At 42.9% G+C, this 20,107-nt stretch carries 17 protein-coding genes; 6 read left to right on the top strand and 11 right to left on the bottom strand.

All coding sequences use genetic code 11. The features are described from left to right. Window positions 1–10: 10 nt before the first annotated feature. From AR335_RS20330 to AR335_RS20320, 3 genes are read right to left on the bottom strand one after another with little or no spacing between them, the layout of a single operon-like run. Entirely contained in the window at window positions 11–1,627 is a 1,617-nt protein-coding gene (locus tag AR335_RS20330) for an ATP-dependent acyl-CoA ligase (RefSeq protein ID WP_062239416.1), read from the bottom strand. Between the two features lie 48 nt (window positions 1,628–1,675). Further along, a complete protein-coding gene (locus tag AR335_RS20325; RefSeq protein ID WP_062239412.1) occupies window positions 1,676–3,037 on the bottom strand; it encodes a GntP family permease in 1,362 nt (453 codons plus the stop codon). A gap of 17 nt (window positions 3,038–3,054) precedes the next feature. Beyond that, the gene (locus tag AR335_RS20320) at window positions 3,055–4,248 is read right to left on the bottom strand and encodes an iron-containing alcohol dehydrogenase (RefSeq protein WP_062239409.1); all 1,194 of its coding nucleotides are present in this window, start codon (window positions 4,246–4,248) and stop codon (window positions 3,055–3,057) included. 304 nt (window positions 4,249–4,552) lie between these two features. Here AR335_RS20320 and AR335_RS20315 point away from each other — a divergent pair, with 304 nt between their 5' ends. Then, complete coding sequence (locus tag AR335_RS20315) at window positions 4,553–5,497, top strand: aldose 1-epimerase (protein ID WP_062239406.1); 945 nt, start codon at window positions 4,553–4,555, stop codon at window positions 5,495–5,497. A 428-nt stretch (window positions 5,498–5,925) separates the two neighbouring features. Here AR335_RS20315 and AR335_RS20310 read toward each other — a convergent pair whose 3' ends face one another. The 3 genes from AR335_RS20310 to AR335_RS20300 form a co-directional block, all read right to left on the bottom strand. Next, window positions 5,926–6,615, bottom strand: coding sequence for a general stress protein (locus AR335_RS20310; RefSeq protein WP_082683633.1), 690 nt, complete (start codon window positions 6,613–6,615; stop codon window positions 5,926–5,928). A gap of 172 nt (window positions 6,616–6,787) precedes the next feature. Continuing rightward, window positions 6,788–7,015 carry a hypothetical protein gene (locus tag AR335_RS20305; RefSeq protein ID WP_156419117.1) on the bottom strand — a complete coding sequence of 76 codons (228 nt, stop codon included), beginning with the start codon at window positions 7,013–7,015 and terminating at the stop codon, window positions 6,788–6,790. Between the two features lie 230 nt (window positions 7,016–7,245). Then, window positions 7,246–9,054 (bottom strand): SgrR family transcriptional regulator, encoded by a 1,809-nt coding sequence (locus tag AR335_RS20300; protein ID WP_062239396.1) that lies wholly within the window; start codon window positions 9,052–9,054, stop codon window positions 7,246–7,248. Window positions 9,055–9,158: 104 nt separating this feature from the next. On the opposite strand from AR335_RS20300, the gene AR335_RS20295 reads away from it, so the two are divergent. After that, window positions 9,159–10,385 carry an MFS transporter gene (locus AR335_RS20295; protein ID WP_062239393.1) on the top strand — a complete coding sequence of 409 codons (1,227 nt, stop codon included), beginning with the start codon at window positions 9,159–9,161 and terminating at the stop codon, window positions 10,383–10,385. Window positions 10,386–10,634: 249 nt separating this feature from the next. Here the strand turns inward: AR335_RS20295 and AR335_RS20290 are convergent, their stop codons facing one another. From AR335_RS20290 to AR335_RS20275, 5 genes are all read right to left on the bottom strand, one after another. Continuing rightward, on the bottom strand, window positions 10,635–11,057 hold the full coding sequence (locus AR335_RS20290; protein ID WP_062239390.1) for a VOC family protein: 423 nt from the start codon (window positions 11,055–11,057) through the stop codon (window positions 10,635–10,637). Between the two features lie 86 nt (window positions 11,058–11,143). Beyond that, the gene (locus tag AR335_RS20285; RefSeq protein WP_062239387.1) at window positions 11,144–11,677 is read right to left on the bottom strand and encodes a histidine phosphatase family protein; all 534 of its coding nucleotides are present in this window, start codon (window positions 11,675–11,677) and stop codon (window positions 11,144–11,146) included. A gap of 33 nt (window positions 11,678–11,710) precedes the next feature. After that, window positions 11,711–11,875, bottom strand: coding sequence for a hypothetical protein (locus tag AR335_RS24515; RefSeq protein ID WP_156316240.1), 165 nt, complete (start codon window positions 11,873–11,875; stop codon window positions 11,711–11,713). Between the two features lie 351 nt (window positions 11,876–12,226). Beyond that, entirely contained in the window at window positions 12,227–13,444 is a 1,218-nt protein-coding gene (locus AR335_RS20280) for an MFS transporter (RefSeq protein WP_062239384.1), read from the bottom strand. 146 nt (window positions 13,445–13,590) lie between these two features. Next, complete coding sequence (locus tag AR335_RS20275; protein ID WP_062239381.1) at window positions 13,591–16,716, bottom strand: efflux RND transporter permease subunit; 3,126 nt, start codon at window positions 16,714–16,716, stop codon at window positions 13,591–13,593. Window positions 16,717–16,907: 191 nt separating this feature from the next. On the opposite strand from AR335_RS20275, the gene AR335_RS20270 reads away from it, so the two are divergent. From AR335_RS20270 to AR335_RS20255, 4 genes are read left to right on the top strand one after another with little or no spacing between them, the layout of a single operon-like run. Continuing rightward, window positions 16,908–17,606, top strand: a complete 699-nt coding sequence (locus AR335_RS20270; protein ID WP_053355148.1) for a response regulator transcription factor — start codon at window positions 16,908–16,910, stop codon at window positions 17,604–17,606. 1 nt (window position 17,607) lies between these two features. Continuing rightward, complete coding sequence (locus AR335_RS20265) at window positions 17,608–18,966, top strand: HAMP domain-containing sensor histidine kinase (protein WP_062239378.1); 1,359 nt, start codon at window positions 17,608–17,610, stop codon at window positions 18,964–18,966. A gap of 45 nt (window positions 18,967–19,011) precedes the next feature. After that, complete coding sequence (locus tag AR335_RS20260; RefSeq protein ID WP_062239375.1) at window positions 19,012–19,437, top strand: GNAT family N-acetyltransferase; 426 nt, start codon at window positions 19,012–19,014, stop codon at window positions 19,435–19,437. 38 nt (window positions 19,438–19,475) lie between these two features. Continuing rightward, window positions 19,476–20,072 carry a YczE/YyaS/YitT family protein gene (locus AR335_RS20255; RefSeq protein ID WP_062239372.1) on the top strand — a complete coding sequence of 199 codons (597 nt, stop codon included), beginning with the start codon at window positions 19,476–19,478 and terminating at the stop codon, window positions 20,070–20,072. The last annotated feature ends 35 nt before the right edge of the window (window positions 20,073–20,107 follow it).

Raw genomic sequence — 20,107 nt, 5'->3', positions numbered from 1 at the left:
GCTTTCAACCTCACCTTCCATTTACCTTTAGCCTATAATTGGCTTGTTCCCTGTCCCATGCATCCCCAATACCAAGCGCTTTTAACTTGAATTTCTGAATCCTCTCAGTTGCTGTTTTTGGAAATGAATGGATGAATTCAACGTACCGGGGCACCATAAAATACGCCATCCGATCACTGCACCAATCAATAATTTCTTCAGGAGTAAGACTTTGCTCCTTATGGAGAATGACATACAGCTTTACATCCTCTTCTCCTATTTCCGACGGAACGCCTACTGCAGCCGTTTCCAATACTTTTGGATGGTCATTCACCGCTTTTTCTATTTCCCATGAGGAGATATTTTCCCCCCGCCTTCTAATGCATTGTTTGGTTCGGTCTGAAAAATAAAGATAGCCTTCTTCATCTTGATAACCGCGGTCTCCAGTATGGAACCAGCCGCCTTTTAAAGCTTCGTCTGTTTTCTCCGGATTTTTGAAATATCCCTTCATCAGCACTTCTTTTTCCATCGGATGAATTAAAATTTCACCCAGTTCTCTAACCGGTACCTCATTATCTTGTTCATCTGCAATCTTCACTTTAACCGATGAAAAAGGCTTCCCCATAGAAGGTGGACGGTTGGCCGTCAAGGTGTTGGATATGCAAAAGCCGGTAGTTTCCGTTAGTCCATAGCCTTCAATAATTTGGACACCAAACCGCTCTTCAAATACCTTCCAAAACTCTTTTGGAGTAGCAGCACAGGCCGTTCGCCTTGCCGGGTTATTACGGTCATTCGGTCTTTCCGGCTGTTTGCAAAGGATGGGGATCATGGAACCGAGTGAATTAAATATGGTTGCCCGGTGATCACGGATCTCATCCCAAAAACGTGAGGCGCTGAACCTTTTACCAAGAGCGATTGTGGCGTTTTGTGCAATGGCTCCCATGACAGTATGCGCTTGGGCATTAATGTGAAACAGCGGTAAAGATGTAAATAAAATATCGTTTGAAGTGGCTTGTATCATATGTTCGGCAAAGGCTTGTCCGGATTTCACATAAGAGGCATGGCTGAGCATCACTCCTTTTGGCAAGCCGGTTGTTCCTGAGGTGTAAAGAATGCTTTGAATGGCGTCTGGAAAAACGGATGGATCTATATCAACAGGCTGAGCAGTCTGCAGAAGCTGTTGATAGGAAAAAACGGGGTTGAAGTCGATATGAGGCTCTAATTCCGTTTTTTCGGAATCTGTGTCACTGTCATTAACAATAATGAGTTTCACTTGCCGGTTCAATTCAGAGATGCTCGGAAGAATTTTGGGAAGGAATTCATGATGAAGGATAATAGCCTTGCATTCAGAGTGAGATAAAATGTAGGTTAACCCTTTTCCTATTAAGTGTACGTTTAACGGAACAGATACGGCTCCCAAAAAGGACAAGCTAAACCATACATCCAAATATTCAGGGCAGTTATTTAACATGACACAAACATGGTCTCCGTTTTGAATATCAAGTTCCTTTAGCCCTGAAACAAGACGGCCGATTTTTTCATGCAACTGCTCGTAAGTAAATTTCTCCTTTTCAAATTGCAAGTACACTTTATCTGGGGTTTTCTCGATGTGATTCAGTAAAAAACTAGGGAAATTAGATCGTTCCAACTAACTCTCTCCTTTCCTTTGAAGCACTTGAAGTTGATTTGGCCGCTTTTAAAAAATAGAATACAGGATAATCGCCAAGAACATGCCGACTAACGGCAGGGCAACACTTAACACAAAGACCGGTTTATACGTACGTTTATGAGTCTCTCCACATATCGCGCGGATCGTTGTCACGATATACCCGTTATGCGGCAGTGAATCTAATCCTCCCGATGCCAGTGTGGAGATTCGATGCATGGCATTCGGATCCAAACCTTGAGCCATATAAATCGGGGCCAGAATTGGCAAGGCAATCCCCAATCCTCCAGAAGCTGAACCTGTCAGCCCGCAAATTAATGTGACCGCAACTCCTAAGCCCAATAAAGGCGGTCCTGGGATATTCACTAATGAATCGACAACTACTCCAAACGCGGGAACTTTCGCCGCCACGCTTCCAAATCCTACGACGGCACATGTATTGGCAATCGCGACAAGAGCATCTTGTGTACCAGCGGCCAGAGATCCCCAATATTGTGGAACGAATTTCAGGTTGAGCACCCATGTCAATAAAATACCGGTTCCAAGCGAGATGAGAGCTGCACTCGTAGAAGAAGTAAACTGAGCCATAATATTTAAAATACCGATAACCCCAATTAACGGTATAAGAGAGGTGACGATGTTCGGTAATTCCTTTTTAAATGGTGATTCTGTTTCAATGGCTGTTACTTCTTCAAGCGCTGCTGCTAATTCAGTGGCTTCACCTTTTTTCGGACGAAATAACGGATGGGATTCGGGCAATGAAAAGGTTTCCCCATTGTTTACGGCTTTTCGTACTTCACGCCCTATATAAAGACTGCCTGCGATTAAAATAAAGATTCCAATCAGGATGCCTATTAATCCTCCAGCAGTTGGCTGTGTTTTAAAGAAGGTAGTAGGAATGATGTTTTGTATTTCTGGTGAACCCGGGGAAGTCATTGAAAACGAAATGGATCCGAATACAAGGGCTGCAGGAATGAATCGATGAGGAAGGTTGGCTTTTCTGAATAAAGAAACAGCTATGGGATAAACCGAAAAACCAACAACAAACAAACTAACGCCGCCAAAAGTCATAATGGCACACGCTGCAACAACCGCAAAAACCGCTCGCTTTGGCCCGGCTGTACGGCTGATCCAGTCTGCAATGGAATCAGCAGCTTTCGTGTCCTGCATGACTTTACCAAAAATCGCCCCTAGCAGAAAGATTAAAAACCAGGTGGCAAAATAGCCTGTAAAGCCGTCCATATAATACTTGGTCAAGGCTGTCTCAAGGTTGATTCCACCTGTCAGTGCAACAACTACTGAGCTAATAATGGCTGCAATAATAATATTGACCCCTCGCATGGTTAAATAAATTAATAGGGCAAGTGCCAGAAACAGTCCTATCATACTCATTGTGATTTCCCCCGTTTCTACGATTTAATGGTTTGAGAATTGGTAAACTGGTAATCATAGCATAATTTGTACAGTTCCATTAATTCACTATCATCCGGCACCCTCGGATTATTGCCGGGACTACCGCTGGCGATCGCGTCTCTGGCCATCTTTTCTAGACTTTTCAAAAATTGCTCCTCCTGAATTCCCCATCCTTTCAAGTTAGGAATACCAAGCTCGAGGCAGAGGGCTTTCATCTCTTCCACCACTTTTTGCGCTGTTTCCCGCTTTGTAAGCCCTTTCATTTCTTTGAGAATTAAATCCCCGATGTCTGCTAGCCTCTCATAGCAATCTTCCAGACTATACTCCAAAACAGCAGGAAGAAGCATCGCATTCGAAATGCCATGCGGCACATGAAACAGTGCACCGATCGGCCGGGACATTCCATGAACTAAGCAGACCGAAGAATTTGAAAATGCCATTCCTGCCTGCAGGGCTGCAAGGGACATTTTTTTCTTTGCTTCTATATTTTGAGGCTCATGATAGGCATCTCGTATACTTTCCATAATTTCCCCAATGGCAGTTAACGCTAGAAAATCGGTAAAAGGATGAGCACGCCTTGAAAGATACGCCTCAATCGCGTGAGTAAGGGCATCAATTCCGGTTGCAGCAGTTATATGTTTAGGTGAAGTAATAGAAAGGACCGGATCAACAATCGCTGCTTCCGGCATGAAGGCGGGCTGTTTAATCATCATTTTAATATCATGGGCGGTATCGGTTATGATTGTTGCATCAGTTGCTTCAGACCCGGTCCCAGCAGTTGTAGGAATAGCGATTAATGGAACGGCTGACTTCTGTGCAATCTTCCGGCTATTCATATAATCGCTGATGGATCCTCCATTTGTACCAAGAACGGCAACCGCCTTTGCGGTATCAATACAGCTTCCTCCACCCAAGCCAATAATGACGTTGCAGGACTCGGCGTTAAGCTTGTCCAAAGCTTCATAAACAAACGTATCTTTCGGCTCAGAATTAATATCTAAATACGTGGCTGAGGATACTCCTGCTTCTTTTAAATAATGCTGGCATTCTTCAACGTACAGCTGCTTTTCCATCATTCGGTCGCTAATGATGAGTGCGTTGTTTCCGAGTTTAGACGCTACTTCTCCGACTTTCTTAAATGAATCCTCTCCGTAGAGTATGGTTCTTGGCATTTGCAGAACTGAAACCATAATAACTACCTCCTTTTTTGTTTATTATTAGAATCCATAAAAATGCCTTTATTCCATGCGATTTACTTCGACAAGTTTAAGGAGATACCCTCTAAATACAAATTGTTTCTTTTTGTTTTCAATTTCCTGAATGTAACAGTGTGTGAATCTACTGTTTCAATATAAGTCACCAGTGCTTCACAATGAAAATCCTTCCAAAAACTAATCAGATCAGTCCTTATTTTTTTCAATAAATCAAAAGGCTTGCATTGAACAGCGTAAGGGAATACTATTATTCGACACTGAACTTGATGGAGGTTTTTAAATGAGTGTGAAAAGGATTCAATTCCTGGATGAAACGGCGTATGCCATTGAAAACGAAGAGATAAAGGCCATTGTCCTCCCTTCTCAAGGGAGCAATTTGATTTCTATTCTTGATAAAAGCACAAATACTGAAATATTGAGAACGCCCAAAAACAGAACTGAATACGAAACGCGAAAGATGGTGTTCGGGACACCTGTATTGTTCCCGCCTAACCGCATAGAAGATGCTGTGTTTGAGTATAATGGCCGGAAATACGAATTGGAGATGAATCGGCCGAAAGAGAATGTTCATATCCATGGGTTTGTTCATGATAAGGAATGGAGCGTTCTTGAGATCGATCACAGCATTCCAAGAATGAAAACACAGCTCCGATCGGCTGAACATCCAGACATCCTCAATCAATTCCCTCATGATTTTACAATCACGATGACGATTGAGATCGCGGGAAACGAAGTGATACATACCACTGAAATCACAAATAACGGCGAATCCCCTATGCCCTGCGGAATTGGCTACCATACCACCTTTCAATTTCCCAGTGAAGCCAAATTATTTCTTGATGTTTCAGAAAAATGGCTGCTGAACGAACGGCATCTTCCTACAGGGGAGCTTGAAAATATCGCAAACAGGAAAGAGTTTTCAGGTGGAACTTCCTTGTCTGGCGTGGCAATAGATGATGTTTTCTTAATGACCGAAAATAAAACGGCAGCCATCGAACGTCCCGAACAAGGCATCAAAATTTCCTACTCCCTTTCTGATGATTTTACCCAATGGGTTTTATTCACAGCCAGCGGTAATGAAAACCTGCTTGCTGTTGAACCGTATTCCTGGGTGACAAATGCGCCGAATTTGAAGCAGCTCCCAAGAACTTTAACGGGGTTTGACGACATTAAGCCGAAAGACACAAAAGAATATGTCTCCAGATTTAAAGTCGAGCGTGACTAAGGCACAACAAAGGGGCTGTCCAGAAAGTCAAAAATTGACCTTCAGGCAGCCCCTTTTTGGCTTGAAAAATCTTCAATGAAAAGTTAATTGAAGTGGAAGATGCGAGACTCCTCGAAAATGAACTTCACATTTTCTTCGTGCGATAAAAAGCTGCCGGAGCCTTCCTTGTCCTGCGGGACTAGCGTGACAGGTGAGACTTNTGCGAGACTCCTCGAAAATGAACTTCACATTTTCTTCGTGCGATAAAAAGCTGCCGGAGCCTTCCTTGTCCTGCGGGACTAGCGTGACAGGTGAGACTTCCGCCGGTGCTTGCACCAAAAAGTAGGCGTTCACGCCGGTAAGGCTCACCGCACGCCCCGCGGAAAGCGAGCAGCCTGGAACGGAAATCAACAGCTTACAGACTTCTTGGACAGCCCCTTACTCTTTACTTAAAACAATTTATCTTCGTCCGAGTTTCTTGGTGTTCGTCTTGTCCGGTCTCTAAAGTCGCGGTCTCCTTCATTCAATCCATCTTCATCTGGGTATAAGTCTCGGTCTGTACCATCTGTAAGATCCGAGTTTGCCCGGAGAGGACGCTCATTGTCATCCATTACATCAGCATCTCTTCGCAAGTCACTGTCATGATGGTTATTGTCAGTAGTGTTCCCTGCAGTGTATCCATCTCTGGTAACTTCCACATCCGTAGCTATCCTAAATGTCCCATAATCAATCCCAGCATTCGCAGGATTTAAGGCATCTGATTCATCCGTTGCAAGATCACGGTCTGAATCGACCATCAACAGAATTTTGCCTGATTCCACGTCTGAAGCATAGGATGCAGCTTCCCGGTCGGGTATTCCATAATCCGATAATCTTTCTCCCAGGCTATTCTTGCTGTTCGTGTACTCATCATCCATAAATGCAGCTTTTAGTTTGTCCAAGAAAGACTCTTTATGAGGTTTTTCATTTACATTATCAACCGTTGCACCGGTTATCGTTTCCACGGTATCCGTATAATGATCATGATTTGTTACTACGGAGATCTCATCTGTGTCATATCCTCTCAATTGCAATTGCTGTACAGCACTTACGGCCGCTTCCTCAGATTCATATACACCAATGACATGCTTGCCCATCATGAATTCCTCCTTTATAAATGGTCTTTCTACTGTGGTTAAGTACCCGGATCTACACTTTGCAAACAAAATTAAGTAAAATATACAGGTTTCATTTTTTGAAGCACGAAAAAGCCCGTTTATCCCAGTTTCGATAAACAGGCTTTTTCATGTTTAGCAGTTCTTGCTTCTCTTATCAAGAAATAGGTCTGCCGCCCACTTCATATAAACAGGAAATGCTTACTCCCGCTATCATTAATCCAACAGCCCCGATGGCCAAATACATCAAGAAGAGGAGCATCCCGTTATCTTGACGAACCATTTTCCGAAAGACCCTTGGATTTTTCAGCTGTGCACGTACCCAAAATAGGATAGCGAACCCAATAATTGCACCAATAACGGCCAGGATTTCAAGCATTTTCATTTCCTCATTTCCTTCGTAATCCATGAAAATAAAAGGCTCTTTTCTAAAAGATTGTTGCTTTGGGAACATTTTTGTAAAGAACCTTCATTGCTAAGTTATCGGAGTGCAAGGTGCGAGACTCCTGAAGCGGAAATCAACCACTCCTAAAAGCAACAAAGGTTACGAAAACAGCCAAATAAAATGACAAACGATGCTCTATTGGTACGTTATGCTCGAAAGAATTAAAGGTTCTATAGGGAGACACGCTCAATCCACAAATCCTTGTAGTCAGCCCATCCAAGCGTGTTAAGCGTCACACCTTGCAGTGACTGATGATGAAGAATGCTCTGCTGTGTATGGTAAAGAAAGATAAGAGCACTCCGCTGTTTTAACAGCTCTTCAATTTTCTCAAAATACAGCAATCGATTCTCCGGCGTTTCAGCTTTAAATACTTGCTGAATCAGCTGGTCCTTTTCTTCACGAAGATCCTCATCCATCAAAGAGCTGATAAAGGAATTGCCGACTTCATACATATCGAGCAGTGACAGTTCCACGGGATCGGCAAGGACTTCCCCTGATAAGATCAGATCGGCCTCCTGCATCACTTCTGCTTTTTTCAATTCCTCGATGGGTACAACCACAATCTCTATCTCCACTCCCACACTGGCAAGCTGCTCTTTTACCCACTCTGCGTTTAATTCGTTGGTTCTCATTTCATAGGTATATAGCTTTAAAGGTTCACCTTTGTATTCGGTATCAATAAGGAGGCGTTTCGCTTCAGACTTTGAATGTGTTCTCTGCGATTCTAGTGAACGTGCTGGGAGAAAACCTGCTGCCGGCAGCATCCTCTTCCCACCCAGTTTTTCAATCAAGTCTTGGGAATCAACAGCTTGCTCGATCGCTCTACGGAAAAGAAACGAAGACTGCGGCCCTCCTTTTTTCAGGTTGAACATCAGGTAGGTCGCTCCTTTTTCAATATGATCGAGTGCCTTGTAGTGCGCTTCCATTTCACTAGCGACTATAGGATGCGGCACATATTTCATCTCACCTGGAGGAACGAACAACATCTTCTCCCCGTCATAATCTGGCCATACCCAAATTTCAATCCGGTCTAAAAAAGGCCGTTCCTTAAAGTAGTGCGTATGTGCAGTAAGCTGAAGCTGTGACTCGTCATTGCTCTCCACCATAAATGGACCACTCCCAACAGGCTCTCGTTTATAGTTAGACAACAATTCAAAATCACGAGGCATGATGGAAAGCCGTTCCGTACTAAAATAATAATCAAAAAGGCCATTCGGCTCGGACAGTTCAATTCTTAGTTCATAATCGTGAACAACCGTGATAGATTGAATCTTCTCCATCATCCATCGATGTGGGGAACCGTTAATAGGATCGTGAATTCGCTCGATGGTGTATTTAACGTCTTCAGCTGTTAGCAGCTTCCCGTGATGAAACAGAATTCCTTTCCGCAGGAAGAACGTCCAGACCATCAGTGACTCATCACTGCGCCAATGATGACAAAGGTGTGGTTCGAGTTTACCTGAAGTACCGTTATAGACAAGCAGGGTATCAAAAATCTGCTGAATCAAATGTGCTTCTGTCCGCCGATTCACATACGCCGGATCAATGTCTTTGATCTCCCTATAGAACGGGAACCGCAGCACGTCAATCGCGATGTTCTCCTTCTGTTCCAGATGATAGCCTAACTGCTGCTGTACCCACACATTGAATTCCTGCTGATACGCTGCATCCAGTTCATAGTTATGTAAAAGTTGCTGAGCCTGACTTAAGTCACCCTTCACTACCTTCTCTTTTGCCAGCTCCATCAGAAAGGAATTCTGCTCTATTAAAAAAGCAAGAGACGAACGATTCCCCCGCCCCCTGCCTGGCGACCAGCTCACCCACTCCTGATCCACCATCTTGTTCAGGAGAAAGTTTGCATTTCGCTTGGAGCAAAAAAGTACCGAACTGATCTCCTCCAGTGTGACCGAAAGCGGCAGATGGATCCCTGTATCTCTGTAATGTTGTCTTAAAGTGAGGTAATGCTCCTGCAGCTGCATCCGGTCACTCTCCTTTTTGATAAAAGATGAAAGGTTTTGATTTTAATTTACACTTTTTTTCATATTTAAGGAAGATACACTGGTAATAGAAGGGAGCGTTTCTGATGGAGATAGAAAAGGTCGTTCAGATGCGGGCTGCAGAAAAGCCAGTGTTATGGAAAAATAAGAATTTTATGCTGTTGTTTATTACAGGACTCATCTTTTCGGTCGGAGGGAAGATCTATGAGCTTGCTCTTCCCCTCATTTTATATGATTTCACCCATTCATCAGTGGCTATGTCGAACATGAGGGCCATCGAATTTTTGCCAAATCTGCTGCTGGCCATGTTCATCGGAGTGCTCGTCGACCGGGTGAAAAAGAAACATTGGTCACTTTGGACGATCGGCATCCAGAGTGTCGTTTTATTCGGATTGTTCCTGGCCCTGCAGATGGGGTATCATTCTTTACCGCTCTTTTATGTATGTGGTTTCCTGCTCATGACATGCAGCTACGCGTTCTTTAATGCCCGCTACAGTATGGTCAAACAAGTGCTTCCGAACGAGCTGCTCACACCGGCCAATGCCTCGTTTTCGTTTGTAACAACACTGATCGGTATTATGGGGCCAGCGATTACCGGGTTTATCTTGATGCTGTCGAGTCTTCATGATGGACTTCTGCTTACATCTGTTGCCTTTTTCGTCACCTTTTTATTCTTGTTGAAGCTTGATCATAAGGAAGTGGTTGTTCGAAAAAAGCAGCACTTTCTTGAGGATTTAAAAGAAGGGTGGATGGCTCTCCGCGAAAACCGGCCGCTTTGGCTCATTACTATCCTTGTTGTTTTTATCAATTCTACCTCTGGTATGGTCGACACGATGATTGTCTTTTTTGCCAAGGATGAATTGAGGCTGAGCACATCAGAGCTTGGATTAACCCTTTCCTTTGCAGGGGTGGGCGGCTTGACAGGCAGCAGTATGGTCAGTATTTTGAGGAGGAAAGTGAAGCTCGGCAAACTGCTTGGTTTGACGACATTTGGCTCAGGTTTGGGGTACTTAATCTTATTTTTTGCTCATACCCCTGTACTGCTTGCAACAGGTTTGTTTTTTGAAGGATTGTTTGGAACGGTATCCTCCGTCTGTATCTGGACGTTCAGGCAGGAGACGACACCACAGCACCTCATCGGCCGGATCGGCGGCCTTACCGGATCCATCTTCAAGCTCGGTATGCCGTTTGCCATTGTTGCCGCCGGCTGGATCGCGAAGTTTTCGCATCCTGGTACCGTCTTTTGGATTGCTGCACTGGCAAATGTTCTTATCTTTTTAGCATATTGGAGATCGTCCTTATGGCGGGTATAATGATCTACAAAAAACAGTTGTAATCAATGAATGATTAACAACTGTTTTTACCTTTTATTTAAAGTATATTCCCTAACCAACACGGCGTTGTTGAAGTTTAGCTAATTCAGCCATTACCTCTTCTGACACACCAGCGTGATGCAGAAGCAAAGCCAAATGTTCAACGGGTAAGCCGTTCTCCAATAATGCCAGAATCGGACAGTTTCAAAAAAAAAAAGCTGCCGCAGCAGCTTTTTTGGATGAGTTAACTTATTTTCCTAATGTTGAAATTTGCCACGTTACACCGAATTTATCTTTCAGCTGGCCATAAGATGGGCTCCAGAAGGTTTCTTGCAGCTCCATGATTACTTGGCCGCCTTCTTTTAATTTTTCAAAAACTTCTTTTGATGTTTCAACACTGTCAATCGTGATTGCTACTGTTACTTGGTCTCCAGTTTCATAGGGCATCCCGGGGAATGTATCAGAAAGCATCAAGTCATGATCTCCCACTTTTAAATGGGCATTCATTACACGGTCTTTAGCTTCTGCTGGAACAGGATATTCCGGATTCTCCGGCTGGTCGCCAAAAGTTTGTACCGATAAAACCTTTGCATTCAATGCCTTTTCATAAAACTTAACAGCTTCTTGTCCATTTCCATTCGTTACTAAATAAGGATACAGCCCTACGATCATACTAGACACCTCGTTTTTTTATTTTGAATTTTCACGAACAAATGTTCTTATTTATTTTACTATATGTGACATTAAGATGCAATATATTATTCACTCAACTGCTCATTATTTTTTAAGTGAGCAGTACAATTTGTGAATCGGATGAGCTGGCCATTGCGAGTGTATTCAAGCAGATGAATGCCTGTATTGTCAGAGTGAAACCAAACGGTGTTGACGAGAGGCAGCTCCAGGAAGCCTTCAATAATCTGGGTGATCATGCCTCCATGAGAAACAACCGCAACTCTGCTGCCATTTTTGCCAAGTTCCCTAATTGAGGATAAGATCTTTTCTCCTCTCATCCTGAAGTCTGTTTTACTTTCATCTTCCTGTTTTTCTTTAAGGTCATCTATGTAGGTTACTGAACAGCCAGTCGTCTTGGATAGAAGATCAGCTGCCTGTCTGGCCCTGATCAGGGTACTGCTCCAAATCAGATCGGGCGGAAGTTCAGCACAAACTCGCTGTGCCATCCTTTCCACCTGTTCAACCCCTCTGCTTGTCAGCGGCAAATCAGTTGAGCCAGTGTAGTCTTCATCTAAAAAGTCATCTTCTGATTCACCATGCCGAATCAATAAGATCTGCATATGCACCTGCCTTTCCTAAAAAAAGAACCGATATTACATCGGTCCTCCATTGTATGAACTATTATTTTTCGCATTCTCTGATTCTAGAAGTTTAACCGGGTCATCCTCTTGGAGTATGGTCCTCGTTGCTTTGCTGGAGTTTACAAAAAATCCAATCATAACGGCAGCTGCAATCAACAGCAGCAATAACCAAGCCACCAGGCATAACCTCCCCTTTTTTATACCATCTCTCTGCTCTACCCTATGAAACGAATTCGCAAATGATGAAGAAAAAGGCTGGAATGGTTTAAAACCATCACTGCCCTATTAAACTTCTCTGTTAAAATGCACATTCCTCCTGATCCATGAGAAATTTTTCTCTGGTCTTCAAGCTATTTCACCTCAATGGCCAGCGCGTAGCTTGCGTCTCCTTTTTCCCAATGAGCAGAGATGTCATAGATGTAGAACAGGCTATTCCAATATAGAAGCTGCGCTCATACTTACTCATCCTCGCCTCCCCCTACTTACTATACATTTATACCATTTATTGGGGCAAATGATGACAAGTATTTATTTCACCATAGCTACAGGCTTTCTTTTATTCTGATTCATTTTTGACCGATACTGCAGCAGAATAATGGAAGCTATGACAAATGAGCTGATACCAAAGCCGATGACCATTTTTTTAAAACCAATGGTATCCAGGAATAACCCGGTTAACAGCATGAGAATTTGAAAGATAATGTTGTCTGTCATGCCTTTGATGGAGAAGAACCGTCCATGATAATCAGAAGGAATATCGGTTTGGAAGATGGTCGTTGTCACCGGAAAAAGCATGCCCGCTGACAGACCAAACAAGCCGAACGAAACGACAGACATCACGGGATGATTGGCTAAAAATAGTGATGTATGAGCGGTCGCGATGAGAAATGTGATTGCAAACAAATACGGCAATCGCGGACGTTCACGAAAGAACCTTCTTGCTAAAAAGGTGCCAAGGAACACACATAGCCCCTCTGTTGTATAGAGAATTCCTTTGATTCCGGGATTGTGCTGAATCTGGCTGATCTCGATGACCATCAAGTTAAAGCCGGAAAGAAACAAATACGGCGGTATAAGAAGAAAGATACCGTAGACAACCTTAGATTGATTTTTCACGATAGGATAAAGTTCTTTTAACGTACTGAAGAAGCTTTCTTTTTTACTGTCTGCTGACTTTTCTCTGGGCTTTTGCTCTACTGCAATATAAAACGTTAAGAAAAGTAAAATAATATAGGATACGAGTGTCACCGTGTACATCGCCGTTAACGACATGCCGACGAGCATCGCCCCTCCAAGTGCTGTCCCAGCAATTCTTGCACCGGTAAAAATGTTCATGTATACACCGTTTGCCTGAAGCAGATTTTCTTTTTTCACGATTAACGGAATAAGTGTCTGCATGGCCGGATTGGAAAACGTCCCTGCAATTCCGATGATAAACGTGTAGATCAGCATCCACCAGACATTATCGTTGGCAATGGCTAGGTACATGAAAACGATCGCAAAACACCGCGCAAGACCCGCATAGATGAGTATTTTTTTCTTATCTCCCCGATCAATAATCCTCCCGGCCATTGGAGCCAGGAATACTCCGACCAAAAACCCCGATAATAGAAGCAATGCTTGTAAAAAGGATGACTCCACGTTCTTTTGCAAAAATTCCAGGTTGCCGATGATCCCGACCCATAGACCAGTACTCGAAACCGCAACACCAAACATGAGTAATAAAAAGTTTCGGTTCTTCCACATTCTATTGTTTAACCCCTCTCCTGATCCACCCCGTACAATATTTAACGTACCCACCATATTTTAACATGGTTTCTATGAAAGAGACTGTCATCCAATCCATAAAAAAAGAGGCTGCACCTGCAGCCTCTTTCTCTAGCAATCTTTAATTATAGGTTTGCTCTGTGTTTGGTTATTGGTAATTCCTGACGAACGGACTTTCGATGAAGCCATTCGTAAATAATAGGAATAATGATAAAACTGTTGAGGGTGGATGTAATTAACCCGCCGATTACTACGATTCCCAAAGTTTGTGAGATAACTGTATCTGAACTGTGTGAAAAAGCCAATGGCAATAGTGTTAAGATGGTAGCCGCAGCGGTCATCAATATTGGACGTACCCTCGATAAGCTTCCCTGTAAAACTGCAGTCCTTACATCCATTCCCTCTCTGCGGTTTCTTTCCACCTTATCGATCAATACAATCCCATTCGTTACTACAATTCCAGTAAGCATCAACACTCCGACTAATGAAGCCAAGTTCCATTCTCCTCCAAACAGACCGAGAGCAATTACAACTCCGCTTAATGCCAGAGGAATACTTAGAAGTACAGAGAGTGGTGCTCTCCATCCTTTAAACATGGAAGATGTAATAAGCAGTACAAGCAAGATGGAGAAGACAACTGCGATAACCATATCAAAAATCATCTGTTTGACCTGCTCTGTTATGCCTCCCATGGAATAAGACACACCATGCGGAAGTTTCATATTTGTTAGCGTTTGGCCGACCGTTCCTGAAACTCCGCTAATATCATTGGAAGTAATCTGGGCAGTTACGACTGAGAACGGCTGTCCGTCCCTCTCACTGATCGTAGCAGGGGATATATCTTTTGAGATTTTTGCAAACTGTGCAAACTGCACATCCTTGCCTTCTTTGTCTTTCACTGTTTCGTTACCTAATGATCCCAAAACATCACCTGGTGTTGCTTCCAATGTTACTTTCGAATGTTCTCCAGAAGAAATCTGTTCCAAGAACATATCTACTGGCAGCGATTTATGATTCACATTGATGGTAGCATCCTTCGTTGGAGCCGTATAACGTCTCACTATGCTCAGTACATCCGCCATGTTGATGCCCTTTGCCTTAATCACAGATGAGTTCAAGGTTATCTTATACTTAGGCATACCGTTCGTTAAATCTACTTTGCCATCCACACTTAATCCTGGGATGTGAGCCAATCTTTGGCGTGCTTCTTGAGCGGTTTTATCCAGTACTGCTTGATCGGCACCGCTAAACATTATTTTCATTTGTGAATCATCGCCTGAAATGCTCTGGCTCGTAACGGTATAGACTACTTGTTTCGAGAGGTGAGGCAGCTGTGAGCGCAATTGTTTTATGACGCTATTCACATCTTTGTTGTTTTTTAGAACAACAGAAAGATTGGCAACATTCGGGTTCTGAATAAAACCGCCGCCTTGGTCGAATACATCATCGCTCTGAGGTGTCATCGTGGAACCAAAGCTGGCTGAATAAGCTTTTATGTCCGAATCATTTTTTAGGGCATGTTCAATCTTTTGAACTTCTGTATCCACTTCCTTAATGGTACTGCCCTTTGGCAATTCTGCTTTAACTGCAATTTGACCTACTTTTGCACTTGGTAAAAAGCTCACCGGCAAAAACGCAGCATAAATGGCAGCGAATAAAAAAACGAGAAGTGAAGCAAACACCATAATCTTTTTATGTTTGAACGCCGCTTCCAAGACAGGTTTCATAACAGGCTCTATGGTAACTGCCTTTTTCGATGAAGGGCCTCCCTTCCAGCCCATGAACGCCAAAGCAGGAATGACGAGCATCGCAACAAAGAACGACGTAATCAAGGCGATAACGACAGACCATGCAAATCCGCTGTACGAAGCGCTGATCACTCCGCCTACCAGCGCAATTGGGACATAGACGGCAATCGTCGTAAGCGTAGATCCTAAAATCGCCGGAATCATTTCAGTTACAGAAGAAGCAAGCAGTGGCAGCAAGGCTTTGTCTGGGGCATTCTCCTTTTTTCTGTACATGTTATCCAAAATGACGATGGAATCATCCACGATCCGCCCCATCGCCACAATCAATCCGGAAACCGTTAGAATGTTAAGGGTAATCCCCATCGATTTCAGGAAAATTGTCGTTGCCAGCAAGGAAATAGGCAATGATATGGCGATAAGCAAGGTGGATCTTACGTTTCTGAAAAAGAAGAACACACAGATCATGGAGAATAAACAACCGAGCAATCCTTCCCGTATCAATCCATGAAGAGAGCTGTTTAATTCCTTCTCACGGTCAAGCAGCACTTGGAAATGTACATCTTTTGGATTGACGGTATCCAGATGAAGATGCTGGATTCGATCTTTAACCAGTTTCGCAACCTCTGTAATGTTTGCAGAAGGAGTTTTTATCACATTTAATTGAACACTTGGTTTACCATTGGTCCTTGATACTGTTTTTACATCGTTTAATGAATGGGTTATGGTACCCACTGCAGACAAAGGAATCAGTTTTCCTTCTGAATTCTTAATAGTTGTATTTTTCATCTGATCTTCTGTTAATGAAACTCCATCAAAACTAACCGGAATGGATAAAAGGTTATTAACAACCGTCCCCTTTGGCAGGGATGGAACGGACTTCGCAAAAGAGTTATTGATATCATCCAGGGTTAATCCGTTTTTGATAAGATCTTTCATGCGGATCGTCAGCACATAGCCGTCCTTTGCCCCGCCAAAGACTGTCACATCAGATACTCCAGGCACTGTTTTCAGCTGCTTGACGATCTCTTGCTGTGCAGTGGATCTTAAGGTTTGTTCATTAAGGTTTGCACTAGTTAAACTATAAGATAGGATTGGAAACGAACTTGTGGTTAATCTCGTTACAGTCGGTGTCGACGTGATCGTTTGCGGCAGATCGGCATTAGCGAGTGCTTTGTTCACATCAGTTTCAGCTTGTTTCATGTCATAATCCATTGGAAAGTATAGACTCATAAAGAGTCCGCCATCATATGAATTAGTCTCCACGTCAGTTAAGCCATCTGTTGTTCTTACCGCACTTTCCAAATTATCAGTAATGTCCTGTTTTACCTGTTCAGCTTGATATCCAGGTACCCTCATGCTGACTGTCAGTGTTGTATTATTAATTCCAGGAAGATAATCCCGTTGCATTTGGTAGGCGGAAATCCCCCCCCACGCCAAAATTATAACCGCACACACGATCATTAAAATGGCTCTTTGCATTGATGCTTCCACCAATTTCTTCATTCTCTTTCCTCCCTATTAATATTTCTATCTGTCTTTTGTGAAAGCATGGTTGGCCTCTGCAGTCCTACTATATAGAGACAACCTTAAATTTCTCTGAGAGTACTCTTAAAAATCCATGAGAATGATAAATTTTTACTTTTTTCATGCTACATTGGATACAGTATAGGAAAATGCCATATTTGGAGGCAGATATGAAAGAGCGCATTTTAGTCATAGAAGATGAAGTACAGATCGCGAAGATGCTGAAAATTGAATTAGAGCTTGAAGGCTACGATGTTCTCGTTGAACATAACGGAAAATCCGGCCTTGCTGCAGCATTACAGGAAAAAATAGATTTAATTCTGCTGGATATCCTGCTCCCCGGTTTAAACGGGATGGAAGTGTTGAGGAAAATCAGGAACGCCGATTCAAATGTTCCTGTGATTCTTTTAACAGCCAGGGATTTAACACTTGATAAAGTATTGGGATTGGATCAAGGGGCGAATGATTATATTACCAAACCTTATGAAAGTGAGGAATTGATGGCGAGGATCCGTGCTTGTATCCGCACTCGTCCATTGCTGAAAATTGAAAATAATATTGATGAGGAAACGCTGTTGACTTTGAAAGATTTAACCCTAAATCCTGCTACACGGGAGGTCATGAGAACCGGAAAATCCATTTCATTGACGCCAAAAGAATACGATTTACTATTTTACTTGTTGACCAACAAAAATCAGATCGTGACACGGGAGTCCATTATCATCAATGTGTGGGGATATGAATATGAAGGGGATACAAACGTTCTTGATGTATATATGCGTTATTTGCGAAAGAAAATAGAAAGCGGATTTGACGAACCGCTCATCCATACGGTAAGGGGCGTAGGCTATATCGCCAGGGAGAAATAAAATGAAGATTACCACGAAGATTAACCTGTATACTACAGCTTGGCTGCTTGCTATTCTTTTACTCATAAATGGAGTTGTCTTTTTTTCCTTTATGAAGATTACCGTAAATATGGAAGAGGAAGCTGTCCATCAGAAAGCTCACTCCATTATTCAAGTACTGAATAAGAAGCCAGGTCATGTTTACTCTGATGAAATCCTTACTTCCTATTTAACCAATCACTCTTTCATTCGTATCATTGATGCCGAATCAAAGGTTATTAACCAAGTAAGAAATGATAAACATCTCAATAAATTCAAGCCGCATTTTTCTAAGAAGACAGAATCAAATCTGCATATCATACATGAAGAACAAGGCGAAGAACAAATCTTAATTGTTCGTGTGCCAATTACCAGTCAAGGCAAGGTCACAGGTACGATTGAAATCGGGGAAAGACTCCTTGGGCTTGAAATGCGCAAGGATATATTATTATCCATCCTAACGTTCTGTACTGTCATCGCCGTCCTTTTATCATTGCTTGGCGGGAGATGGCTGTCCAATGTAATTATGAAACCCATCTCTTCTATGATCAAGACAATGGAAAACATTGAGCAAAGCGGTGTCCCGCAGCAGCTTGTTATCAATACCGAAAAGAAGGACGAGCTTCAAAAAATGGCAACCACCTTTAACCGTATGATTATAAGGCTGCAGGAGAATCTTGAAAAGCAAAAGCAGTTTATTTCAGATGCATCCCATGAGCTAAGAACACCGCTTACAGTCATTAAAAGCTATGCCAACTTTTTGAGGAGAAGTGATGTAAAGGACCACAGATTGTCTAAGGAAGAAGCAGCGGAAACTATCTATTCGGAGGCTACCCGGATGCAAAACATGACACAGTCCTTTCTTGCCTTGGCCACCTCCGAAATAGAAAAGAATGTCCACCTTAAGCCCATAGATCTAGTTGCAGCCTGTTACCAGGTTTTAGAGCAGATGAAAGAGGTATACCAAAGAGACATCACGTTCCAACACGATCAGCAGACCCTTTTCATTCTCGCAGATGAAGCTGCCGTGAAACAGGTACTTATTATCGTTCTGGATAATGCGCTAAAATACAGTATGTCTACGATTGATCTAAAGATGATGAAAAAAGATAACTATGTTTTGCTTACTATTCAAGATTATGGGACAGGTATTCCCTCTTCTGATTTAGAACATATTTTCGAACGTTTTTACAGGGCCGATAAAGCCCGAAGCCGAGAAACTGGAGGTACAGGATTAGGGCTTTCCATCGCGAAAAATATTATGAAACATCATAATGGAAACATTAGCATTCATAGTGAGGAAGGAAAAGGAACAGAGGTGGAGCTGAAATTTCCAATCTAGCCTGCCATTTTTCTTTAGTATGGAAGTAGAAAGGATGAGGAAAGAATGGAAGCTAAACACGTAAAAACAGATGAAGAACGAGAAGATGCCATTAAGATTCGGAAAAAGGTGTTCGTCGAAGAACAAGGCGTTCCTCTTGAGGATGAATTTGATCAGCACGAGGATGCGGCTGAGCATATTCTTGTAATGGACGGAGATCACCCCGTCGGTACTGGCAGATGGCGGATTGTTGATGGCATGGCAAAATTTGAACGGATCTGCGTCCTTCCCAGCCATCGCAAGTTCGGTGTTGGTAAAATCATCATCAGCACGCTTGAGGAATGTGCGAGAGAAAAGGGGCTAACGGCTGCCAAACTGCACGGCCAGACCCAAGCAGAGCCCTTTTACGAAAAATTGGGTTATAAATCCGCATCCGGTGTATTTATCGAAGATGGCATCCCGCATATCATAATGAAGAAAAACCTTGGATAATCTTTTCCAAGGTTTTAATTTGTTAAAGGGGCTACTCCATGACTTTCAGAAAATCATCATTCTTTTCTTTAGGAATCATTGTTCTAACGCTTGGCATTTCCTTAACCATTCTTTCAAACTCCGGCACTTCTCCATATGACGCGCTTCTCGTAGGATCGTTTAGAACCATCGGCCTCACGGTAGGCTCGTGGGAGATTATTATTGCCCTGTTGATGATCTTCTTAAATGCAGCTGCTAGCCGGACCCGGCCTGAATACTTGGCTTTAATAACTGCCTCAATTACTGGTGCTGGAATCGATTTCTGGCTCTTCACTCTCGAAGGTTGGCTGAAACCAGTAACGTACTTCTCTCAATTCTCACTGCTCGCTTTGGGTATGGTGTTCATTGGTATCGGAACATCCCTCTATCTACAAGCTGAATTTGCACCCATTCCTCTCGACCGGCTCATGCTCATCCTTCAAAAACAGGCCGGCTGGACGATCGCTGTCTCCCGGCTGGTCATCAGTGTTGTAATTCTCTTACTCGCCTTTCTTCTCCACGGACCCATCGGCATCGGAACGATTTTAACCGCCTTCTTCAATGGAACCATACTTTCCTTTTTCATGCCCTATGCCATCAGACTGTATCAGACATAAATACCGCGTTTTCTTGTTCAACGAACCTGTGCTTT

This window comes from Fictibacillus sp. FJAT-27399 (assembly GCF_001510655.1).
In the GTDB taxonomy this organism is placed as follows: Bacteria; Bacillota; Bacilli; order Bacillales; family Fictibacillaceae; genus Fictibacillus_C; species Fictibacillus_C marinisediminis.
Note: the sequence above shows the minus strand (reverse complement) of the source record. Positions and strands in the feature narration are given on the sequence as shown.

Bases quoted from the DNA above. Each gene is read 5' to 3' on its own strand.
- AR335_RS20325 (WP_062239412.1), bottom strand. From the start codon at position 3,037: ATGAGTATGATAGGACTGTTTCTGGCACTTGCCCTATTAATTTATTTA.
- AR335_RS20320 (WP_062239409.1), bottom strand. From the start codon at position 4,248: ATGGTTTCAGTTCTGCAAATGCCAAGAACCATACTCTACGGAGAGGAT.
- AR335_RS20315 (WP_062239406.1), top strand. From the start codon at position 4,553: ATGAGTGTGAAAAGGATTCAATTCCTGGATGAAACGGCGTATGCCATT.
- AR335_RS20310 (WP_082683633.1), bottom strand. From the start codon at position 6,615: ATGATGGGCAAGCATGTCATTGGTGTATATGAATCTGAGGAAGCGGCC.
- AR335_RS20305 (WP_156419117.1), bottom strand. From the start codon at position 7,015: ATGAAAATGCTTGAAATCCTGGCCGTTATTGGTGCAATTATTGGGTTC.
- AR335_RS20300 (WP_062239396.1), bottom strand. From the start codon at position 9,054: ATGCAGCTGCAGGAGCATTACCTCACTTTAAGACAACATTACAGAGAT.
- AR335_RS20295 (WP_062239393.1), top strand. From the start codon at position 9,159: ATGGAGATAGAAAAGGTCGTTCAGATGCGGGCTGCAGAAAAGCCAGTG.
- AR335_RS20290 (WP_062239390.1), bottom strand. From the start codon at position 11,057: ATGATCGTAGGGCTGTATCCTTATTTAGTAACGAATGGAAATGGACAA.
- AR335_RS20285 (WP_062239387.1), bottom strand. From the start codon at position 11,677: ATGCAGATCTTATTGATTCGGCATGGTGAATCAGAAGATGACTTTTTA.
- AR335_RS20280 (WP_062239384.1), bottom strand. From the start codon at position 13,444: ATGTGGAAGAACCGAAACTTTTTATTACTCATGTTTGGTGTTGCGGTT.
- AR335_RS20275 (WP_062239381.1), bottom strand. From the start codon at position 16,716: ATGAAGAAATTGGTGGAAGCATCAATGCAAAGAGCCATTTTAATGATC.
- AR335_RS20270 (WP_053355148.1), top strand. From the start codon at position 16,908: ATGAAAGAGCGCATTTTAGTCATAGAAGATGAAGTACAGATCGCGAAG.
- AR335_RS20265 (WP_062239378.1), top strand. From the start codon at position 17,608: ATGAAGATTACCACGAAGATTAACCTGTATACTACAGCTTGGCTGCTT.
- AR335_RS20260 (WP_062239375.1), top strand. From the start codon at position 19,012: ATGGAAGCTAAACACGTAAAAACAGATGAAGAACGAGAAGATGCCATT.
- AR335_RS20255 (WP_062239372.1), top strand. From the start codon at position 19,476: ATGACTTTCAGAAAATCATCATTCTTTTCTTTAGGAATCATTGTTCTA.